The organism is Flavobacterium sp. (assembly GCF_028689845.1).
Lineage (GTDB): Bacteria > Bacteroidota > Bacteroidia > Flavobacteriales > Flavobacteriaceae > Flavobacterium.
On record NZ_JAQVCH010000010.1, the window covers coordinates 16986 to 38192 of the forward strand.

The 21207-nt window shown below is 33.2% G+C and carries 18 protein-coding genes; 12 read left to right on the plus strand and 6 right to left on the minus strand.

The window, feature by feature from the left end; all coding sequences use genetic code 11:
- Positions 1-40: 40 nt before the first annotated feature.
- Both PHR76_RS05615 and PHR76_RS05620 read left to right on the plus strand, forming a co-directional pair.
- Entirely contained in the window at positions 41-754 is a 714-nt protein-coding gene (locus PHR76_RS05615) for a T9SS type A sorting domain-containing protein (RefSeq protein ID WP_300059420.1), read from the plus strand.
- Positions 755-758: 4 nt separating this feature from the next.
- Positions 759-1811, plus strand: coding sequence for an Omp28-related outer membrane protein (locus tag PHR76_RS05620; protein WP_300059422.1), 1053 nt, complete (start codon positions 759-761; stop codon positions 1809-1811).
- 52 nt (positions 1812-1863) lie between these two features.
- Here PHR76_RS05620 and PHR76_RS05625 read toward each other — a convergent pair whose 3' ends face one another.
- From PHR76_RS05625 to PHR76_RS05650, 6 genes are all read right to left on the minus strand, one after another.
- Positions 1864-2619, minus strand: coding sequence for a LytTR family DNA-binding domain-containing protein (locus tag PHR76_RS05625; RefSeq protein WP_300059424.1), 756 nt, complete (start codon positions 2617-2619; stop codon positions 1864-1866).
- A gap of 42 nt (positions 2620-2661) precedes the next feature.
- Positions 2662-3030, minus strand: coding sequence for a 2TM domain-containing protein (locus PHR76_RS05630; RefSeq protein WP_300059426.1), 369 nt, complete (start codon positions 3028-3030; stop codon positions 2662-2664).
- 1 nt (position 3031) lies between these two features.
- Positions 3032-3334, minus strand: a complete 303-nt coding sequence (locus PHR76_RS05635) for a 2TM domain-containing protein (protein ID WP_300059428.1) — start codon at positions 3332-3334, stop codon at positions 3032-3034.
- Positions 3335-3336: 2 nt separating this feature from the next.
- Complete coding sequence (locus tag PHR76_RS05640) at positions 3337-4689, minus strand: 2TM domain-containing protein (RefSeq protein ID WP_300059430.1); 1353 nt, start codon at positions 4687-4689, stop codon at positions 3337-3339.
- A 7-nt stretch (positions 4690-4696) separates the two neighbouring features.
- Entirely contained in the window at positions 4697-5317 is a 621-nt protein-coding gene (locus tag PHR76_RS05645) for a hypothetical protein (protein WP_300059432.1), read from the minus strand.
- Between the two features lie 198 nt (positions 5318-5515).
- Complete coding sequence (locus tag PHR76_RS05650; protein ID WP_300059434.1) at positions 5516-7669, minus strand: TonB-dependent receptor; 2154 nt, start codon at positions 7667-7669, stop codon at positions 5516-5518.
- Between the two features lie 222 nt (positions 7670-7891).
- Here PHR76_RS05650 and nudK point away from each other — a divergent pair, with 222 nt between their 5' ends.
- The 10 genes from nudK to PHR76_RS05700 all read left to right on the plus strand — a co-directional run bounded on the left by nudK (position 7892) and on the right by PHR76_RS05700 (position 21164).
- Positions 7892-8473 carry a GDP-mannose pyrophosphatase NudK gene (gene nudK, locus PHR76_RS05655; protein WP_300059436.1) on the plus strand — a complete coding sequence of 194 codons (582 nt, stop codon included), beginning with the start codon at positions 7892-7894 and terminating at the stop codon, positions 8471-8473.
- Between the two features lie 81 nt (positions 8474-8554).
- Complete coding sequence (locus PHR76_RS05660; protein ID WP_300059438.1) at positions 8555-9088, plus strand: hypothetical protein; 534 nt, start codon at positions 8555-8557, stop codon at positions 9086-9088.
- A 106-nt stretch (positions 9089-9194) separates the two neighbouring features.
- On the plus strand, positions 9195-9458 hold the full coding sequence (locus PHR76_RS05665; RefSeq protein WP_366143570.1) for a four helix bundle protein: 264 nt from the start codon (positions 9195-9197) through the stop codon (positions 9456-9458).
- Positions 9459-9591: 133 nt separating this feature from the next.
- On the plus strand, positions 9592-10650 hold the full coding sequence (locus tag PHR76_RS05670; RefSeq protein ID WP_300059440.1) for a nucleoid-associated protein: 1059 nt from the start codon (positions 9592-9594) through the stop codon (positions 10648-10650).
- Positions 10651-10833: 183 nt separating this feature from the next.
- Positions 10834-11082 (plus strand): hypothetical protein, encoded by a 249-nt coding sequence (locus PHR76_RS05675; protein ID WP_300059442.1) that lies wholly within the window; start codon positions 10834-10836, stop codon positions 11080-11082.
- Positions 11083-11186: 104 nt separating this feature from the next.
- Positions 11187-12092 (plus strand): ATP-binding cassette domain-containing protein, encoded by a 906-nt coding sequence (locus tag PHR76_RS05680; RefSeq protein ID WP_300059443.1) that lies wholly within the window; start codon positions 11187-11189, stop codon positions 12090-12092.
- Between the two features lie 12 nt (positions 12093-12104).
- The gene (locus tag PHR76_RS05685; protein ID WP_300059445.1) at positions 12105-12944 is read left to right on the plus strand and encodes an ABC transporter permease; all 840 of its coding nucleotides are present in this window, start codon (positions 12105-12107) and stop codon (positions 12942-12944) included.
- Between the two features lie 16 nt (positions 12945-12960).
- The gene (locus PHR76_RS05690) at positions 12961-15258 is read left to right on the plus strand and encodes a choice-of-anchor L domain-containing protein (protein WP_300059447.1); all 2298 of its coding nucleotides are present in this window, start codon (positions 12961-12963) and stop codon (positions 15256-15258) included.
- Positions 15259-15289: 31 nt separating this feature from the next.
- Positions 15290-20239 carry a T9SS type B sorting domain-containing protein gene (locus PHR76_RS05695; RefSeq protein ID WP_300059449.1) on the plus strand — a complete coding sequence of 1650 codons (4950 nt, stop codon included), beginning with the start codon at positions 15290-15292 and terminating at the stop codon, positions 20237-20239.
- Between the two features lie 4 nt (positions 20240-20243).
- Positions 20244-21164 carry an alpha/beta hydrolase-fold protein gene (locus PHR76_RS05700; protein WP_300059451.1) on the plus strand — a complete coding sequence of 307 codons (921 nt, stop codon included), beginning with the start codon at positions 20244-20246 and terminating at the stop codon, positions 21162-21164.
- Positions 21165-21207: the final 43 nt, after the last annotated feature.

Here is a 21207-nt window from a genome sequence, read left to right on the forward strand (position 1 = left end):
GTTTGCTAAAGCATACACCTGATTTTATAAATGAAAAAAAATGAAAAAAATTACCTTATCTATCGTATTCAGCTTATTGATTTCAACCGTTTTTGCCCAAGGATTTGAATTCAAAAAATCGGATGGAACACTAATTAATAATGGAGACGTTTTAACCTATAATACTGTTGGTGCTTATTTAAACTTTCGAGTTAAAAATATTAGCTCAACTCCCTTAGACATCAAAATTAAATGTACAAGTCTTGTAAATACTCCTGGCACACAATTTGAATTGTGCTACGGCGGTTCATGTTTTGATAATGTGACTTCAAATGGCATTTATCCAGATTATGATAATTTACTTCAACCAGGTCAAAGTAATCCTTCACAAGGAGATCACTTTGTGAATTTTAATCCAGCAGAGAATACCATCATTGATTATGTTTTCACACTTTATGCTCTTGGAGCAGAAAGTGAATCCATTACATTTACGTATCGTTATGACTCAACTGTAATGAGTGTAAATACTGTGGCAGAACTAGCTTCTTTAGGAGTTAATCTTAAAAGTACCGTTATTCAAAATGAATTGAACTTTAATTCTTCTATTAATGGAAAAGTGATTTTAGTAAATTTAAACGGCCAACAAATTGCAGATTATTCATTCACAGAAGGTTTTCAAACTATAGATTTATCTAATTTGAGCACTGGAATGTATATTGCTAAATTCCAAACCCTTGAAGGGAAATCATCGCAATTGAAATTATTTAAAAATTAATATAATGCAAAAAGCTAGTCTTATTAGCCTCTTCGTTCTTGTTTTTACCTTTTTTTCTTGTAGTACCGATTATAAAATAATTGAATCCGTTGAATCTATTAGTTTAACGGCTGATAGTTCTATAAAAATTATTGGAGAAACCATTGTTTTTACAGTGAATACCAATAATGGGACAAATGTAACGGAAGATGCTAAAATAACGGTGAATTCAATTGAAATTGAAGGAAATACATTCACCTCTGATGAAGTGTCTAGTTATGTTGTTCAAGCCGAATATTATGGAGTTCTTTCTGAACCTTTAACTATTAGTTTTCAGGACGGTTCCGAAATTAATTTTGTAAAAAATGTTCTCATTGAAGATTATACAGGAACTTGGTGTGGAAATTGTCCACGTGTTGCTCATGCAATTGAATTAGCTAAACAGCAATCTAATCAAGTTATATCAGTGGCTATTCATCGCTCGAGCTCTAACCCTGCTGACGCCAATTATGATCCTTATAATTTTGATTCAAGTGAATTAGAAACTTATTTAGGAATGTCGGGTTATCCAAAAGCATTATTAAATAGAATGACTCGTTGGCAACCTTTGGAACAAAATAATATTACACAAGTAATAAATTTGACGCAAGGTGAAAATCCAAAATTAGGTTTAGCTATCACGAGTGAAGTTACAGCAACTACGATTAACTTAGGGGTAGACGTAAAATTCAGTAAAGATTTTGAAGGTTTAAATTTGGTGGTGTATATTCTAGAAGACGGCTTAATTTATGACCAAGTAAATTATACTAATTTTTACGGTGGTGCGGCAACGCTCATAAATTTTCAACATGATCATGTGTTGAAATCGTGTTTAACTCCACTTTTTGGAATGCCAATAGCCAGTTCTGAAACTACAGTGGGTAAAACCTATTCAAAGTCATTTTCTTTAGACATTCCGGCTAACATAGCAAACAAAAACAAAATTGAATTTGTAGCTTTTATTACTGGAGCAGACAATAAAACAATCAATTCTAGAAAAGCGAGTCCGAATGTAGAACAAACTTTTGAAGAGTTATAAACTACGCTAAATAAATACTAAAAACCGTTTCAAGATGTTGAAACGGTTTTTTTTATCCCAACCATTCTTTAAAATCGTTGACCCGTTCACGACTCACAATGATTTCATCCATTTTATATGTTGGTAAAATAATTTTAAGTCGCGAATTACTATAAACTACAATATCTTTCATTGCTTTTAGTGGAATAATAAATTTTCTACTTACTCTAAAAAAATGAGCAGGATCTAATTCAGATTCGAGTTGTTCTAAGGTACCGTCTAAAAGATAATCTCTGTTGTCATAAGTATGAAGATAAGTTCCTTTATTTTCACTATACAAACATTCAATTTCTTCTATAGAAATCATTTTAAGGTGTTCTCCAATTTTAATTGTAAAACGTTGTTTATAATTTTTGTCAATAGGATTGATTAACATTTTTCTAATCATCTCGAAATCCAAATTTGAAACACTACTTTTTTGGAGTTGATTTTTAAATTTTGCAATAGCAATTGAAAGTTCTTCTTCATCAATAGGCTTTAGCAAATAATCGATACTATTTAATTTAAAGGCTTTCAACGCATATTCATCAAATGCGGTGGTAAAAATAATCGAACTTTTAATTTCTATTTGTTCAAAAATCTCAAACGATAATCCATCCGAAAGTTGAATATCTAAAAAAATTAAATCAGGATGAATATTGTTTTGAAACCAGAACAATGCTTCTTCTACCGAATGTAAAAGTGTATTCACTTCTAACCCTAATTTTTCAACTTTTCGTTGCAATAATCTTGCAGCTGGTTTTTCGTCTTCGATTATAATTATATTCATTCTAAAATTGATTTTTGATGTTGATTTTTGATTTTGAAATAATTATTCCCATTTATTATTTTTATCTTTTTCCATCAACTCTTTAATTTTTCGTTCCTCCCAATTATTTCCTAAAATCATTCCTGGTAAAAAAACAGATAATCCATGAGCTAATAAACCAATTCCCCAAAATAGTAATGTTGTCATGTTTTGCATCCGAAAATAACTTTCTCCAACCTCCATATTTTGGACATTTATAATTACAATCATAATGTTTATTACCACATAAACCATGGCATGCGTATAAAACCCTTTGATTCGTTTTACTTTTTTTAGAGCTTCATAATATTTAGCGTCTTCTGGACTTGTTGGAGTATAATTTTTAAACTCATTTTTATCCATTCTTCTTTGTGTTCTGCTTTCTATACTCATCTTATTGAAGTTTATTTTTTGTTGACTTTTCTTCTTCCATAAATTGTTTAATCTTTCTACTTTCCCAATCATTATTAAAAAATGGGAAATAGTTAAACACTCGCATCGCATGAAAAAACACACCAATTCCCCAACCAAGCATAGTCCAAATAAACCATAAAACTTCCGGTGTATATTTTAGATTGATGTATACTATTACAATCATTACTATCAAATAAATTAATAAATGACTGTAAAATCCTTTTAATTCTTGTACTTGTTTTTTAGCTTTTTGATAGCGTTCAAAATCATTTTTTGTTTCCATAACTAGTTCCATTTTGATTCTTCTTTATTTCCTTTTTGTAATATTTCTTGAATTTTCTTTTCTTCCCATGACCTTCCGTAACCAAAGGTTTCTAAGGCGTGGAAAGTCAAGCCCATTCCCCACCCTAACATCGGAAACCAAAACCATTGAAAACTGGAAGTGTTCATATTTATTAGTATTAGAATTGGAATTACGGTACAATAAGAAATAAGATTGGCATAAAAGCCTTTTAACTTCTCTACTCTGTCTTTAGCTCTGTCATAAGCTGTTTGTTCGTTGTAATTATAGGTTTTTTCCATCACTGTTATTTGTTTTGTTAAAATGGGAAGCTTTATTCTGAAATATTCATCAGTATCTTCTACTAGCACATTTCTTTGGGTTAAAATGGCATATCGACTTACAATATTTTGAAGCCCAACTCCTCTTCTATCTTGTAAAACTTCCTTTTTTTGTTTGTTGTTTTCTACTATTAATTCGTTGTTTATTATACTAATTTTAATGTTTAATGGTTTTTTTTCACTAACAATATTATGTTTGATGGTGTTTTCTAATAACAATTGCAAAGATAACGGGACCACTTTTGCATCTGTCATTGCGAGTTCTGAATCAATCTCAAATTCTGGCATTTCAAAAGTTATACTGTTTTCAAAACGCATTTTTAATAAGTTCATATAGGTTTTTGCGAAAGCTAGCTCTTCAGCAACGGTAACCAATTCTTTGTCTTTTTGTTCTAAAACATAACGATATATTTTAGATAATGAAGTAGTAAACTTTTGGGCATTTGCAGGATTTTCTTCAATTAATGAACTCAAAACATTTAAACTATTAAATAAAAAATGAGGATCAATTTGGTTTTTTAAACTTTCAAACTTGGCTGAAGCTGTTCCAGCAATGATTTTTTGTTCTTTTATTTTATTTTCTTGAAAAGCTTTATAAAAATAAAAAGCATGAATTGCTAAAGTAACTATCAAAGTTATAATTATGGCTACCAAATAATTTGATGGTCTCTCATTCATCAAGAATTCTTGAAAAGACATTTTTTCTATTAGCACTTCCTCCACAATTCGCATGAGAAAAATAGTAAATAGCGAAATTATAAATGAAAGTATAAATCCAATAAAAATTCTTCGCTTATCAAATCTATTTTCTTCGAAAAATCTATCTAATTGAATAAATACAAAAGTATTTGCATAATATAAAGAGTAGCCATAAAGCATTGTTACAACTATATTCAAATATAAATTTTGATCTAATTTAATCTCATTTCCATTAATTACTCTTAACAATAATAAGATAATGAGTACTGATAAAGAAATGAATGTTGCTCTTGGAAACTCTTTAATATACTTATTCATTTTTAATTTATTTACAATTTTTGGCCGCTTCTTGGGCTCGTTCTAATCCCCAATTTGGAGAAAAAGCAGTCTCCGGTTTAAAAGTAGCAAAAAGTTCAATAGATTTTGCAATTTGAGCACATAGAGGTTGTATATCTGTTCCAAAAAACTGAGCAGAACCGATTTCAAATTCAGCCTTATTTAAAACCACTCTGGGATTATTTGGTGCAATTTCTTCCGCTTTTCCATATAGTTCCATTACTTTACCCGATAATTTCATTCCGTTAGTCATCGGGTCAAAGACAATCCAGGCCGTATGAATCATCGCTTGCAAAACTAATAATTCAGCATTTTCGGGGTTTAGAGCTAGTTCTTTATCCATCACATTTTGTGCTTTAGCCAATAGATTGCTCACTTTATCTTTATCCTTCGTTTCAAAAGCAGTTGTTGTGTTTACCAAAGCTATGTAATAATTCGGTAACCAATTTTCCTTTTCAACCGAAGCAATACGTTCAAAAACAGCTGAAGCTTCTGTGTTTTTTCCTGCTTCCCAAAGAGCGAATGCCTTTTGCATATTTTCTGAATAATCAGTTTGAGCTGATAAAAGCGAGGTTGCCATTAAAACGAGGATTACAATAATTTTTGTCATGATGCTACTTTTTTAAATGTTAGATAATTAAGAGTTGTTTTTTGATATTTCAAATTTCGGGCGATTCTAGTAAATTATAAAAAGAGATTGACCGAGTTGTTGTTTTTTGTGGATGAATTGTTTTTTTTCTGAGGGACTGAGGGACTGAGTAGCTGCGTAACTCAGGGCCTTAGCATCTTAGAAACTCAGAAACTCCTCCTACAAATTATCCAATTGGTTTGACTTTTTATCATCGCTTATCGTCCAAAAGAAACCAACAAAAAAGAATCTGTTGGCAGGTTGCGTGATAGCTCTTCTTTCAAATTCGCCATTGACATTTGGTGTATTGGCATATTGATAGCCAAAAATATTGTTAGTTCCCATGATATTAGAAACAGAAAAATAAAGAATTTTTTGTGCAGCTATTAAATAAGCCCAATTAAAACTTAAATTTTGATAAGGTTTGGTTTTTCCATCCATAAATTGTGATGCATTTGGATTGTTATAAGGTCTACCTGAATTTAACGTATACGAAAAACCAAGTTGAGATTTCCAATTTTCAATCCATTTTTTGGTCACAACCGACAACGTATGATTAGCAATAAAACTCGGTTGAGCTTCGCTGGGATAATCTTTATAATCCCGTTTTGTATCAATGTAGGAATACGAAATCCAATATTCCAAATTCTTAACAGTTTTGTTATCTCGCCAAAAAACATCCAAGCCTTGAGCAAAACCTGTTCCGTTAGAAGAATAATTCGAATCAAATTGAGGAGTTGTAGTGTCGAATTTCACTAAATCAGTATAATTTTTATAATATGTTTCTACACGAAAGGTTTTCCCATCGTGATAATATTGATAATTGAGAATATAATGCGACGCTCTTTCAGAGAGTAAATCGGACGTATATTTGATGTATTCTTGTTTTGGTGTTTGCGTAAAATCACCATAGGCAATAGAAAATTGACCTTTTGCAGAAACTTTATAGGCAAAAGCAAGGCGAGGCGAAACATGAAATTCATTTAAAAGAGAGGCATTGGCCGCCCGAAGTCCAAATTTTAGTGCCATTCTTTTATTGAAGAAAATATCACTACCAACGTATGCTGCAGCAATACTATTATGATAACCCGAAGAAAAAGTTAGGCCATCATTTGAGTCGTAGTCTTCGGCAAACTGCGTAATAAAATAATCTAATCCACCACTAATTTTGATACGTTCCGTTATTTTTTTGGAAAGTTTCGTTTTAAAATGCGAAGCAAATTCTACATTGTCAACTAAACTCGTATTAATCTGAATAGAATTATTGCTAATTCCATAACTCATCCCTGTTTGGATATTCCAATTAGTTCCAAAAGTCCCTTTATAGGATGCATTTCCATAAAAATTGGTGTTGGTTAAATCAAAGCGAATTTTATTTAGTTGATTGATATCTTCTTGATTCAAATCAAAATCGGCTACATCTAAAGAAGCATAAATTTTAAGTAAACCGTTTTTAAATTCACGTCTAAAAACCGTTTCACCCGCAAGGGTTTGATAGGGCTTATTCCAATCAACACGTTGCTGCACCAGCAATTGATAAGGTGCTAAATTTACATACGAGAGATTAAAAGTTAATGAACTTTTACCCCAACGTTGCGTATTTCCTAATCCTAGACCAACGGTCATTACAGAAATTTCTGTTTGTTCTTGTTTCACATCATCGTTTGTATTTAACAACAAAACACTTGACAACGCTTCACCATATTCTTCACTATATCCTCCCGTTGAGAAAGAAATTCCACTAAATAAAAAAGGAGAAAACCGACCTCTTGTGGGCAATTCATTTGCTGCAACACCATAAGGTTGGGCAACTCGCAATCCGTCTACAAAAGTTTGCGTTTCGTCTGCTTCCCCACCACGAACAAACAATCGATTACTTTCACCCACAGTTTGTGCTCCCGGCAACGTGGCCAATGCTCCAATAATATCACCAACAGCTCCTGCAGTGGTTACAATATCTAAAGGTTTTAAAACAGAAACTCTTGCTTTATCACCAGCCTCAAACGTTCCAGCGGTTAAGATTACCGCATCTAAGGTATTGACACTTTCGTTTAGTTTTAAAATTTGATTTTGAAAATTGGTCACCTCAATCGTCTTTTTTAAAGTTTCAAAAGATAAAAAACTAACCACCAAAAGCTGCATCCCTTCTGTATTGGTTTTAAATTTAAAAAGCCCCTTTTCATCGGTAGAAGCCCCATCATAAGTTCCGTTTAAATAGACATTTGCTCCCTGAATCGGCTCTCCTTTTTCGTCGATTATTTTTCCGGAAATTTCTATCTGTGCGAAAAGCGAAAGTGAACTAAATAAAAAGAATAAGAGTAAATTGGTTTTCATCTGTTTTGATTTGATGAGTCAAAATTGACATGAATCAACCCTAATAAAAAATGAAAGTGACTGAATTGTCAAAAAAAGTGACTGAATCGTATCAAAGAGAAAAAATCCAGCAACTGAAACCATTAATAAAGTTGAAATCGATTGCATACTTATAAAAACAAAAATTATTTCGCTCTAAATCATAATCTAATTCTCGATATTTGTAAAAATGACTTTTAAAAAATGAATCCAAAAATAAACATTCTAAAAACCGATTTACTTTCTGATAATTGGTATATACTCAATAAGGTAACCTACGAGTTTACACCAGAAAATGGAGAAATGGAAATTCAACGAAGAGAAGTCTATGACCGAGGAAATGGAGCAGCGATTTTACTTTATAATAAAGAAAAGCAAACCGTTATCTTGACACGTCAATTTCGATTGCCCACTTTTTTAAACGGGAATAAAAGCGGAATGATGATTGAGGTTTGTGCTGGTTTATTAGATGAGCACGACCCCGAAGTTTGTATCAAAAGAGAAACCGAAGAAGAAGTTGGTTATCGCATTGAAACAGTTGAAAAAATCTTTGAAGCCTATATGTCATCTGGAGCAGTGACCGAAATTTTATATTTTTTTACAGCAGCCTATTCACCCGAAATGAAAGTAAGTGAAGGCGGCGGATTAAAAGAAGAACATGAACATATTGAAGTATTAGAAATCGATTTTAACACGGCCTTAGAAATGATTTATACGGGCGAAATTAAAGATGCCAAAACAATTATGCTTTTGCAACATGCCAAAATAAAGCAGTTGATTAACTAAAAATCTTATCAACAAATGCATTGTTTGAGCAAAAAAATAATAAATAATGGTTACTTTTGCCTTCCTTAAAATGCAATGCAAATGATTTATAAATTACGAGCTATTCTCGATACAGAAGAAGATATTTTTAGAGATTTAGCAATAAAAAAAACGGATAGCTTAGAAGATTTACACAATGCTTTAGTGAATGCTTTTGGTTTTGATGGTAGTGAAATGGCTTCCTTTTATACTTGTGACGACAATTGGAATCAAGAAGATGAAATTCCGCTTTTTGACACTGGCGATGAACCAGGCGAAATGCGAATAATGTCAGATTTCACTCTTGAAGATTTGTTGTATGAAAAGCAAACCAAGATTATTTATGTCTATGATTTCATGAATATGTGGACATTTTTGATCGAATTAGCCGCAATTGAAAATCAAGAAGTTGGAGCAACATATCCGGAATTATTGTATTCACTAGGTGAAATGCCTTTAGGTAATGACCCCAATTTTGAAGCCGACGAAGACTCTTTATTTTCTGAGTTTGAAGACGATTTAGATGAAGACGATTTAGATTTATTTGATGGTGATGATAGCTTTGAAGATTTTGGATTTGAGGAAAATTGGAATTAAGTTTAAGGTGCTGAGGCACTAGTCTCTGAGGTGCTGAGGTTTGGAAGTGTGCCAGAATTTGATTTCATTTGTATTTCATTTTATTACAAACCATACAAATTCTATTATGAGCACATTTAAAGACCTTCTAATTTGGCAAAAGGCCATGACCTTAGTAACCAAAATTTATCAATCAACAAAATTATTCCCGAAAGAAGAACTCTTTGGATTAACATCTCAAATTAGAAGAAGTTCTGTTTCAATTCCGAGTAACATAGCAGAGGGTTATGGAAGAGATGGAAAGTATGATTATCTAAAATTCTTGAACATTTCATTAAGTTCTCTATTTGAGTTGCAAACTCAAATAGAAATTGCAAAAAACATTGACTAATTGAATGTAAATGATTTTATTATTCTTTATGATGATTCAAGAGAGCTTGAAAGAATGCTAATTTCATTTATTAAAAAAATTAAAGAACGAAACTAAAACCTTAGAACCTAGTGCCTTTGCACCTTAGAACCTTATGATTAATTTATTCAACGCCCATATCGAATCCTTATCCATCCATCGAGTTGGAAATAAAAGTCGGAACGAAGCCCTTTTCCTTTCAGAACAAGCTTATAAAACCAATGATGAAATTGTTCCGTTATTAAAAGAATTTTTTCTAAAATCGTTTCGCGAAAAAGAAGAAAACTATTACCAGTTTGCTCATGAAGTAGATTTGGAATACCACGACATGTACAAATTAGCAACTGAAGTTTTTGACAATCCCGCTTCTGCTCATGAGGTTTCCAAAAAAATTACGAAGCATTTATTTGAACAATCCAACCATCCCCATATTAAAAATGGAGAAGTTTATGTCGTTCATTTTACCCATTTAACCATTGACAACAACCAAGTTGATGCCATCGGTGTTTTTAAAAGCGAACTTCAAGCCGACTTTTTGCAATTTGAAGAAAAAGGGAGCAACCTTGAAATGCTATTGCAACACGGTATCAATTTGAATAAATTAGACAAGGGTTGTTTAATTTTTAATTACAAAAAAGACGAAGGATATAAAATCTTAACCGTCGATAGTAATCGATACGATGCTCGCTACTGGTTAGAACACTTTTTAAATGTAGATGCTTTTCAAGATGAAAATTTTATCACAAAAAAATACTTAAAATTCTGTCAGGATTTTGCGAAAGACGTTGTTTTTCCAGCAGAAGATAAAAAGCAAGAAGTAATGTTTATGAATCGTTCTGTAAATTATTTTGCTAAAAACGATGAATTTGAAGAAAGTAACTTTCTGAATGAAGTTATGGACAATCCCGATTTAATTCCAGAATTTAAGAGTTATAAAGTTGATAAAGGAGAAAAATATAGTATTGAAGACGTTACAAATTTCCCGATTGCCAATGCGGCCGTATCCGATGCAAGAAAGAAAATTAAAAACGTGATTAATTTAGATACAAATATTCAAATTAAATTAGATTTTATTAATCCGGAAAGTGCAGAAAAATATGTTGAAAAAGGATGGGATGAAGAAAAACAAATGTATTATTACTTAGTCTATTTCAATAAAGAACAAAAATCCTAAAAGCACAACCCTAACTTAACTCACAAATCCTCAAGGTTTTATATTTTGAGGATTTTTTAATTTAATTCAAAATATTTGTAGTCATTTACACTATAAAACATTGTTTTTTAGCATTTTATCGATAATTTTATGGTTTTTATCGATAATTTACTAATTTTAATTTTCATAAAAATAACTAGGCTTATGAAAACTTACTTTACTTCTAGCAACTTTTTAAATGTGACCATTATTTGTAACCTACTCGGACACAAATACCAAACAAAAAGAAAAATCACTAATCATTTTAGCGAATACAAATGTAGCTGTTGTGGCAAGGAAATGACAGATGATTCCCATGGTCGGCTTACTAAACTCACGCCCGAATTATTGGAAATTAATGAAACCTTACGGATGATTTTTCAAAAAAAGAAATTACATTTTCAAAATTCCTAAGTTTTTCAAATTCTACTTCTATAAAATAGTTGCTTTTTAATTTTTAGAATACGTAACAAATCTGCATTTCTGTCGTCCTATTTAAGACGATAAAAAAAATTATTTTGGAAACTATACTCACCATTGAAAACTTGAACAAGCGATTCGGTCCTGTTCATGCTGTTAAAAATGTATCCTTAGAAATTAAAAAAGGCAATGTGTATGGCATTTTAGGGCCAAACGGAAGCGGAAAATCAACCACTTTAGGAATTGTTTTGAATGTAGTCAACAAAACTTCGGGAGAATATCGTTGGTTTGGAGGCAAATTAGAAACCCACGAAGCATTAAAAAAAGTGGGAGCCATTATTGAGCGTCCTAACTTTTATCCGTATATGACTGCTCAAGAAAACCTGGAATTAGTTTGCAAAATCAAAGGCACCTCCTATTCTAAAGTACACGAAAAACTAGAATTAGTTGGTCTTTTAGACCGAAAAGACAGTAAATTCAGCACTTTTTCATTGGGAATGAAACAACGCTTAGCCATTGCTTCGGCTCTATTAAATGAACCTGAAATTTTAATTCTAGACGAACCAACCAATGGTTTAGACCCACAAGGAATTAGACAAATTCGGGATATCATTAAGCAAATTGCTAGTCAAGGAACGACAATTTTATTAGCCTCGCATTTGTTAGATGAAGTTGAAAAAGTATGTACTCACGTATTGGTTCTTCGCAAAGGTGAAATTCTATATGCCGGAAAAGTAGATAGTATGATGGCAAATGAAGGTTTTTTTGAATTACAAGCAGAAAACCTTGAAAATCTACGTCAACTGCTTCAAAATCATGTTGCTATTGACAAACTGGTCACAGAAGATGACAAACTTTTTGTTTATCTCAAACTTCCGTTAGAAGCTCACGAATTGAATCAATTCTTGGCAGAAAAAGGAATGTATCTTTCACATCTTGTCAAGCGGAAACACAGTTTAGAAGAACAGTTTTTACAACTCACCAATTCAAATCAATCGCTATAAATTGTCATCCTTATGCTACGATTACTTCAAATAGAATTTCAAAAAATCTGGAAAAACCGAGCAAGTCGTGTTTTGACTATTTCTTATTTTGTTATCCTTTCTTTCATCGCATTAATAGCTTCTATCAAATTTAAAATTGGAAGTTTTGAATTGCACCTTGCCGACCAAGGAATTTTTAATTTTCCATATATCTGGCATTTTAACACCTATATCGCCGCAATTTTAAAATTGTTTCTAGCGATTGTCATTGTTTCTATGATGGCCAATGAGTATTCTTATGGCACATTAAAGCAAAATTTAATTGACGGATTGAGCAAAAAAGAATTTATTCAATCCAAGTTTTTAACAGTCGTAGTCTTTGCTTTAGGGTCGACTATTTTCGTTTTCATCATGTCACTTTTATTGGGTTTGAGTTTTTCTTCCTATAATGAAATAGGGATTATATTTTCAGATTTAGACTATCTTTTGGCTTATTTCTTAAAATTAACTGCTTTTTTCTCTTTCTGTTTGTTCTTGGGAATTTTAGTCAAACGTTCTGCCTTTGCCCTCGGTTTTTTATTTATTTGGAATATTATTGAAGGAATTATCATTGGTTTTTTAAAGTGGAAAGTATTCGATAATTCAGACAATTATCAAAAAATAACACAGTTTTTACCTTTAGAATCGATGTCAAATTTAATCAAAGAACCAATAAGCCGATTATCAGTCGTGAAAAACATCGAAGAAACCATTGGCGGAGCAGCCAATGCAAAGGATTATAGTGTTCATTGGTATTCGATGTTAATCGTGCTATTTTGGATTGTTATTTTTGTGTTAATGTCTTATAAAATTCTAAAAAAACGAGATTTGTAGTATCTTTGCAGACGCTATGAAGCTTACCAAAAACATTTTTATTATCCTCTTTCTTTTTGTTGCTTTCCAAACTGCAGAAGCACAATATATTACCGTTGATGATAATCAATCGGTTGAAGATTTAGTTCAAAACGTACTTATCAATAGTTCATGTGCCAATGTTTCTAATATAACCGTTTCAGGTTGGGCGTTTGCAAACGGAAATAGTTATGGCTATTTTAATCGGAGTAGCAGCACGTTTCCTTTTCAGGATGGCGTAATTATTTCAAACGGCAGGGCTAGTTCTGCTGTTGGTCCAAACACTAGTTTATTAAGTGAAGGCCCAACAAATTGGGGTGGCGACATTGATTTGCAGCAAGCCATCAATGAAAATAATACCGTAAACGCGACCATTATCGAATTTGATTTTTTGCCCTTTGCTAATAAAATTAGTTTTGATTATATTTTTTCTTCAGAGCAATATTTATCCAATCCGAGTTCAAATCAATGTAATTATTCTGATGGTTTTGCTTTTTTGCTAAAAGAAGTAGGAAGTCAGGACCAATATACCAATTTAGCGGTAGTTCCAGGCACAGCCATTCCTGTAAAAATACCAACCGTTCGCGGAAGTGGAACTATTTGTCCGCCAGCGAATGAAATTTATTTTGATGCTTTTAATGGCAGTGAGCATCCTACCAATTTTAATGGTCAAACTAAAATTCTAAAAGCACAAAGTTTAGTCACTCCCGGTGTTTTATACCATATCAAATTAGTAATTGCCGACCAAGGAAATAATTTATATGATTCAGCTATTTTTCTTGGCGGAGGAAGTTTTTCTGTAGAAACGGACTTGGGCCAAGATCGTTTATTTTCTACAAATAACCCCTTATGTGAAAATGAAACGCTTTTATTAGATGCAAACACACCCAATGCAATTGGTTATAAATGGTACCGCAATAATATTTTATTAAACACAGAAACCCAATCAACGTATTCGGTTGCAGAATTTGGTGTTTATAAAGTTGAAGTTATTTTCAATCCTACTTGTTCTTCGTTTGGTGAAATTGTAATTGAATACAGTGCTAATCCTATTCCGAATAACACCACCTTAACCCAATGTGATTCGGATTCCGATGGATTGGCTATTTTTAATTTATCAGAAGCAAATACAACCATTATTGGAAGCAACTTAAATACGGGGCCTCCCAAATATTTTTTAAGTTTTGCAGAAGCGTTTACTGTTCAAAACACCTTAACCAATATCGCAAATTTTCAAAATACTATTCCTAATCAAGTTATTTATGCTCGTTTAGAAAATACGTTTGGTTGTTTTGGAATTTCAGAAGTCACGTTAACCACATCAACAACTTCCATTGTAATTCCATCCATTTCTTTATGCGATGAAGACGAAATAGCCGACGGAATAACGGTTATTAATTTAAGTACCGAAGTCTCACCAATTATTTTAGCCAATTTTTCTGGATCAGGTTTACAAGTTGCTTATTACGCTTCGGTTGCAGATGCTCAAACACAAAGTAATGCGGTACCTAATTTATATGCAAACCCAACTCCCTTTTCTGCCCAACTTTTTGCACGTGTAACAGATGGTTTAAACTGTTTAGGAATAATTCCTATCACATTACAAATTAACGTCTTTGAACCTGATAATTTTGAAACAGAAGAACTTTCGTTGTGTGAAGATGAATCTTATTTCATTGAAGTAAGTCCAATTTATGTAAGTTACTTATGGAACACCGGTGAAATTACGCCACGCATTACGATTACAGAAATAGGAACTTATTCGGTTACTGTAACAAATAGTCAAGGATGTAAAGCCACCAAAACGTTTGTAATTACGCCTTCTAGCATCGCGATTATCAACTCCATTACTATTTTTGATTTTGTAGGAAGCCAAAACACAGTACAAATTAATTATTCAGGTTTGGGAGATTATCAATTTTCATTAGATGGAAATTATTTTCAGGATAGCCCCATTTTTACCAACGTAGAACCTGGAGAATACTTGGTTACTGTGAAAGACATGAATGGATGTGGAAGTGTTTCTCAATTAATTTATGTATTAGATTACCCTCGTTTTTTTACGCCAAATGGTGATGGGTTCAATGATATTTGGGAAATTAAAAATTTAAACCAACCCAATTCTAAAATCTATATTTTCAATCGGTACGGCCAATTCATTAAAGAAATCAAAGCCAATCACCAAGGATGGGATGGCACTTTGGAGGGAGCTCTTTTGCCTGCCACCGATTATTGGTTTTCTTTATTTTTAGAAAATGGAAGAAACATTAAAGGTCACTTTTCTTTAAAGCGATAATTTGCTATATTTGATATCCTTTTAAAAATTTATGAAAAAAATATACCTGTTTTTTTTACTACTTACATTTACTGGTTTTGCACAATTTAGTAAAACCCATTATATTCCACCGCTTAGTGGGTCTGGAGGTCAACCAGCACAAAATCAATACATGTACATTTCTTCGCCAAGTTTAACGCCCGTTAATTTCACGATTAATTCATTAGGTGGCGGAACCATAAGTGGCACAGTTTCAAGAAACAATCCTTATGTTTATAATATTGGATTTGGTGTCGATTCACAATTGATGGTGCCTACCGGAAGCATCAGTTCCATATTAAACAATAAAGGTTATATTATAGAAGCGGAAGACCAAGTCTATGTAGCTATCCGCCTAACCGCTTCTCCGCAAAATTATCAAGCAGGTGGATTAGTTTCAAAAGGATTGGCCGCGTTGGGAACTCAATTTCGGGTGGGAGCTTTTGTCAATACTGGAATTACAGGAATTACTAATAATCACCTAACCTTTGTTTCGATTTTAGCAACAGAAAACAACACCACAGTCGATTTTAATGATATTGCCCCAGGAGTTACTTTAATTAACAATGGCGGCTCTGGAAACTTACCGCCTTCCATCAGTTTAAATAGAGGTCAAAGCTTTGTAATGGCAACAACGGGACCAACTTCAGGCCCCAATACCGATGGTTTAATTGGAGCATTAATTTCATCTGATAAACCAATTACCGTAAATTGTGGTTCTTTTGCTGGCACAAACGGAAATGTCGATAATAACCTCGACTTAGGTTTCGACCAAATTGTATCTACAGAACGTATTGGAAATGAATATATTTTTGTTCGAGGTTTTGGAATAGATATTACCGAAAGACCTTTGCTCATTGCTCATGAAAATAATACTGAGATTTATTTAAATGGAAATACAGGAACTCCAGACTATCAGCTAAATGCGGGCGACTATATCGCCTTAGATGGTTCAGAATATAGTGCAAACGGAAACTTATACGTACAAACTTCTAAAAATGTATTTGCTTATCAAGGTGTTGGAGGAAATTCGCAAGCCAACCAAGAAATGTTTTTTGTTCCGCCTTTAAGTTGTCAAACCCCTAAGATTATTGACAATATTCCTTTAATTAATTTAATTGGAAATATTTCTTTCGTGGTAAATAGTGGTGTAAACATTGTGACAGAAACGGGAGCAAATCTAGATTTTATCATCAATGGAACTAATTATTCGTTAGCGTCACTTCCTTCAAATGTTAATGTTCAAGGACCATTTGCAGTAAATGGAAATGCAGATTATGAAACCTATAAATTAACAGGGATTACTGGAAACATTTCCATATTTGCCGATAAACAATTATATATATCCTATTTTGGTTCTAATGACGCCGCAACCTATGGCGGTTATTATTCAGGATTTACTTTTAAACCCGAAATTTCTTTTAACCGAATTGATATTACTACCTCGAATTGTATTCCTAATGTAAATTTATCCATCAATTCGCTTTCGCCTTTTGATACCTATCAATGGTTTTTTAATGGTCAACCTATTGCGGGTGCAACAAATCCGAGCTATACTCCCACAATTCCTGGTTTATATTATCTTTCTGCCACAGTTGCCGCTTGTGCGATTACTTTAATTTCAGATGAAATTCCCGTAAGTTCTTGTCCTGAGGATACTGATTTGGATGGTGCAATTGACAACATTGATATCGATTTTGATAACGATGGTATTGCGAATTGTATAGAATCCTATGGGAATAAAGATTTCAATCTCACCAATCTAACCACAGGAAATCTTATTGTCGGAAATTATACTAACTCTTTTACAGGTTTAGTTTCTACAGCTGGAACAAATACACCAACCACTACGCCTTTTTCTGGAGCTGCAGACGGAAGTTTTATCACTAATCCAGCTAATGGAATTGATAACGAAGTAACTTATGAAATGAATTTTGCTCAACCTGTTAGTCTTTCAATGGAATATGTAACGACTTCGGCTCCAGGAAATTTATTAAATTCTACAGGTGAATTTATCATCCAATGTGCTATTGACAAAACGATTACGATTCTCAATCCAACAGGACAACTTTTAATTGACACCAATTATGATGGAATTTATGAAAGTGGCATAACCCAATTTTCTTCTTTTCAAATTCGATTCCGATTAAATAGTACCGTACCACTTGCTGCTGGGAGTGGAACGTTTAAAATTCGCAGCTATTTAACTGATTTTTTATCCATCAAACACATTAATATTTCGGAAGGCTCTTCACGTGCAACTTTCAAAATTTTCGCTACTTGCGTTCCAAAAGATTCTGATTCAGATGGCATTCCTGATCAATTTGATTTAGACAGTGATGGCGATGGCATTTCAGACAATATTGAAGCTCAAGGTCAAAACTATATTGTCTCCTCTCCCATTGATGCTAATGGAGATGGAATGAGTGATGTTTACGGAAGTGGAATAATTCCAATAGATACAGACGGCGATGGTGTTTTGGATTATTTAGATTTAGATAGTGATAACGACGGAATATACGATTCGGTTGAAACAGCGATTGATACCGATGGTGATGGAATTGCTAATTATATCTCGTTAGACAGTGATGGCGATTTGTGTCCTGATGTGATTGAAGCTGGTTTTACTGATGCCAATAACGATGGTTTGTTGGGCAATGTTGCCGTTACGGTTGATGCTTTCGGAATTGTTACAAACGCTCCAAACGGTTACACTACTCCAAACCCAAATTACATCATCGGAGCTCCAATTGTTATTGCTACTCAACCACAAAATCAAGTGACATGTAATTCGCAAAATGCTAGTTTTACATTCACAGGAACTCCTTCTACTAGTTATCAATGGCAAGTGAGCACTAATGGTGGCACAACGTGGACAAACCTAACTAATTCTGGATTATATTCTGGAACAACAACTATTAATTTACAAATTATTGGAGCAACAACCTCAATGAATACCTATCAATATCGTGTTTTATTAAACCGAAATGGCAATAGTTGTGGTTTATTTTCAGAAGCTGCTCAATTAACAGTTTATCCTTTACCTGTTTTAACTTCGCCTGTTTCTATTGTTCAATGTGATAATGATGATACAAATGACGGGATTTCGGAAGTGAGTTTAATTCAAAAAAACGATATTATTTCTGCCAATTCAGCTAATGAAACATTTACTTATTTTACAACGCAAATAGCGGCTCAAAACAACACTACTGCTTTTAAAATTCTAAATCCGTTGACCTATAACACAGGAAACACAGTGGTTTGGGTCCGTGTAGAAAATAGCGATGGTTGTTTTCAAGTAGGACAAATCAATGTTTTTGTTTCTGCAACTCAAATCCCAAGTAGCTTTTTAAGAAAATTCGCAGTATGTGATGATTTTTTAAACTCAGCTAATGATAACAGAGATGGTATTTCACTATTTAATTTTAGTAGTGTTACCAACGACATCACAGCCTTATTACCCGCTGCAACTCCTTTCACTATTAAATATTATAAAACCCAAGCAGATGCTTTAGCAGAAACAGACATCGATGGTAATTCGATAGAAGTAGACCCTTCCAATTATCGAAATATCGGATTTCCGGGATTTCAACAAATTTGGGTTCGGGTAGAAAGCACGTTAGATAATGCTTGTTTTGGTTTAGGGGCTTTTGTTGAATTAACAGTAGAAGAATTACCAATTGCTAACCCCATTGCTAATTTAATTTCTTGTGATGATAACCAAGATGGTCGTTTTCCTTTTGACACGAGTATGGTTCAATCAACTATTTTAGGAATTCAGAATCCAGCAAATGTGAACGTAACTTACTTTGATGAAAATAATAGTCCGTTACCAAGTCCGTTACCAAACCCCTTTTTAACGCGTTCGCAAACCATTCGAATTGTAGTTGCAAATACAACCACGTCGGCTCTAAACGGTCCTTGTTTTGATGAAACAACCCTTACTTTTATCGTGGATGTTCTACCTGTGGCTTATCCCGTTTCAAATTTAAGTCATTGTGATGACGATGGGTTGGAAGATGGTCAATATGGTTTTGATACTTCTGCCATAGAAAGTAGTTTACTCAATGGTCAAACAGGCATGAGTGTTACTTATTTAAACGAAAACGGAAATGCGTTGCCGAGTCCGTTGCCAAATCCGTTTCGAACAAGTTCACAAACTATTACAGCGATAGTCACTAACCCAATTAATACAACTTGTTTTGCAACAAGAACTTTTGATTTCATCGTTCATCCCTTACCACAATTAGAAGATGGATTTACAGAAATTATTTGTTTTAATGTCGACGAAATCACCTTTGATGCCGGTTTATTAGGAGGAAGTCCCGCTGATTTTACATATCAATGGTTTAGAAATGACGAAATAATTAATGGAGCAACAAATTACGAACTCACTGTTAATCAAAATGGATTTTATAAGGTTTTGGTAACTTCGCAATTTGGATGTGAACAAACCCGTTTAATTGAAATTGTCTATTCTCAACCAGCCACTATCGAAGACATTACAGTGATCGATTTAGTAGAAAGCAATACCGTTACCGTAGTGGTGAGCGGTTCTGGAAACTATGTTTTCAGTTTAGATTCACCGACTGGTTTATACCAAACAGCAGGAGTTTTTGAAAACGTTACTGCTGGTATTTATACAGTTTATGTAAAAGATTTGCTAGGTTGTGGCATTGTCACACAAGAAATTTCTGTTTTAGGAGCTCCAAAATTTTTCACACCAAATGGGGATGGATTCAATGATACTTGGCAAGTTCGTGGCGTGAACGAAAAATATTATTCCAATTCTGTTATTTATGTTTTTGACCGATTTGGGAAATTAATTATTCAAATTGATCCTAAAAGTAAAGGTTGGGATGGAACTTTTAACGGAAGTCCGTTACCTTCTACCGATTATTGGTATTCAATAGATTTTAAAGATGGCCGTTCTATCAAAGGACATTTTGCCTTAAAACGATAAGAATATGTATCAAAAATTAGTTTTACTCTTTAGTATATTTTTTGTAATAAACGGTTTCGCTCAAAAAGTTACTGTTTCTGCTGGAAATATTGAAATTTACGAGAATTTTCCTTCTACTTATATTTCCACTAGAAATGTAAGTGTTTGGTTGCCAGAAAATTATTATCCAAAAAAGAAATATGCTGTGTTATATATGCACGATGGACAAATGCTTTTTGATGCCAATACCACATGGAATAATCAAGAATGGGGTGTAGACGAATGTTTGACCAACTTGGCAAGAACCGGAAAAATAAAAAACGTAATTGTAGTCGGAATTTGGAGCAATTACGCTAGCCGACATGCCGATTATTTTCCGCAGAAACCGTATGATTCGCTAAGTATTGACCAAAAAGCTACTATTTCTGCTTCCTTACAAGAAGCAAAAATGACAATAGAACAATTCAAACCAAATTCAGATGCTTATTTGAAATTTATAGTAGAAGAACTCAAACCATTTATTGACAAAACCTATTCTACTCGAAAGGAAATGCAGTCTACTTTTATGGCAGGTTCAAGCATGGGTGGACTCATATCAATGTATGCCGTTTGTGAATATCCCACCGTTTTTGGTGGAGCTGCTTGTTTATCGACACATTGGCCTGGAACATTATCCACAGAAAACAATCCGATTCCAGAAGCTTTTTTCAACTATATGCAAACAAAATTACCCGATCCTAAAACCCATCGTTTTTATTTTGATTATGGTACAGCTACGCTTGACGCCCAATATGAACCGTTTCAAATTCAAGTTGATCATATTTTAAAAGAAAAAGGTTATTCTACAGAAAACTGGTTGACCAAAAAATTTGAAGGAGCCGATCATTCTGAAAATGCGTGGCGAGAACGCTTATCTATTCCATTCGAGTTTTTGTTAGCTAAGTAAGTATTCCCTTTTTTAAATTAACAAGAAAGTTATTCAACTTCTA

Coding starts and splice junctions, on each gene's coding strand:
- PHR76_RS05645 (WP_300059432.1), bottom strand. CDS start 5,317: ATGACAAAAATTATTGTAATCCTCGTTTTAATGGCAACCTCGCTTTTA.
- PHR76_RS05640 (WP_300059430.1), bottom strand. CDS start 4,689: ATGAATAAGTATATTAAAGAGTTTCCAAGAGCAACATTCATTTCTTTA.
- PHR76_RS05660 (WP_300059438.1), top strand. CDS start 8,555: ATGATTTATAAATTACGAGCTATTCTCGATACAGAAGAAGATATTTTT.
- PHR76_RS05670 (WP_300059440.1), top strand. CDS start 9,592: ATGATTAATTTATTCAACGCCCATATCGAATCCTTATCCATCCATCGA.
- nudK (WP_300059436.1), top strand. CDS start 7,892: ATGAATCCAAAAATAAACATTCTAAAAACCGATTTACTTTCTGATAAT.
- PHR76_RS05695 (WP_300059449.1), top strand. CDS start 15,290: ATGAAAAAAATATACCTGTTTTTTTTACTACTTACATTTACTGGTTTT.
- PHR76_RS05635 (WP_300059428.1), bottom strand. CDS start 3,334: ATGGAAACAAAAAATGATTTTGAACGCTATCAAAAAGCTAAAAAACAA.
- PHR76_RS05625 (WP_300059424.1), bottom strand. CDS start 2,619: ATGAATATAATTATAATCGAAGACGAAAAACCAGCTGCAAGATTATTG.
- PHR76_RS05665 (WP_366143570.1), top strand. CDS start 9,195: ATGAGCACATTTAAAGACCTTCTAATTTGGCAAAAGGCCATGACCTTA.
- PHR76_RS05690 (WP_300059447.1), top strand. CDS start 12,961: ATGAAGCTTACCAAAAACATTTTTATTATCCTCTTTCTTTTTGTTGCT.
- PHR76_RS05630 (WP_300059426.1), bottom strand. CDS start 3,030: ATGAGTATAGAAAGCAGAACACAAAGAAGAATGGATAAAAATGAGTTT.
- PHR76_RS05650 (WP_300059434.1), bottom strand. CDS start 7,669: ATGAAAACCAATTTACTCTTATTCTTTTTATTTAGTTCACTTTCGCTT.
- PHR76_RS05700 (WP_300059451.1), top strand. CDS start 20,244: ATGTATCAAAAATTAGTTTTACTCTTTAGTATATTTTTTGTAATAAAC.
- PHR76_RS05615 (WP_300059420.1), top strand. CDS start 41: ATGAAAAAAATTACCTTATCTATCGTATTCAGCTTATTGATTTCAACC.
- PHR76_RS05685 (WP_300059445.1), top strand. CDS start 12,105: ATGCTACGATTACTTCAAATAGAATTTCAAAAAATCTGGAAAAACCGA.
- PHR76_RS05620 (WP_300059422.1), top strand. CDS start 759: ATGCAAAAAGCTAGTCTTATTAGCCTCTTCGTTCTTGTTTTTACCTTT.
- PHR76_RS05675 (WP_300059442.1), top strand. CDS start 10,834: ATGAAAACTTACTTTACTTCTAGCAACTTTTTAAATGTGACCATTATT.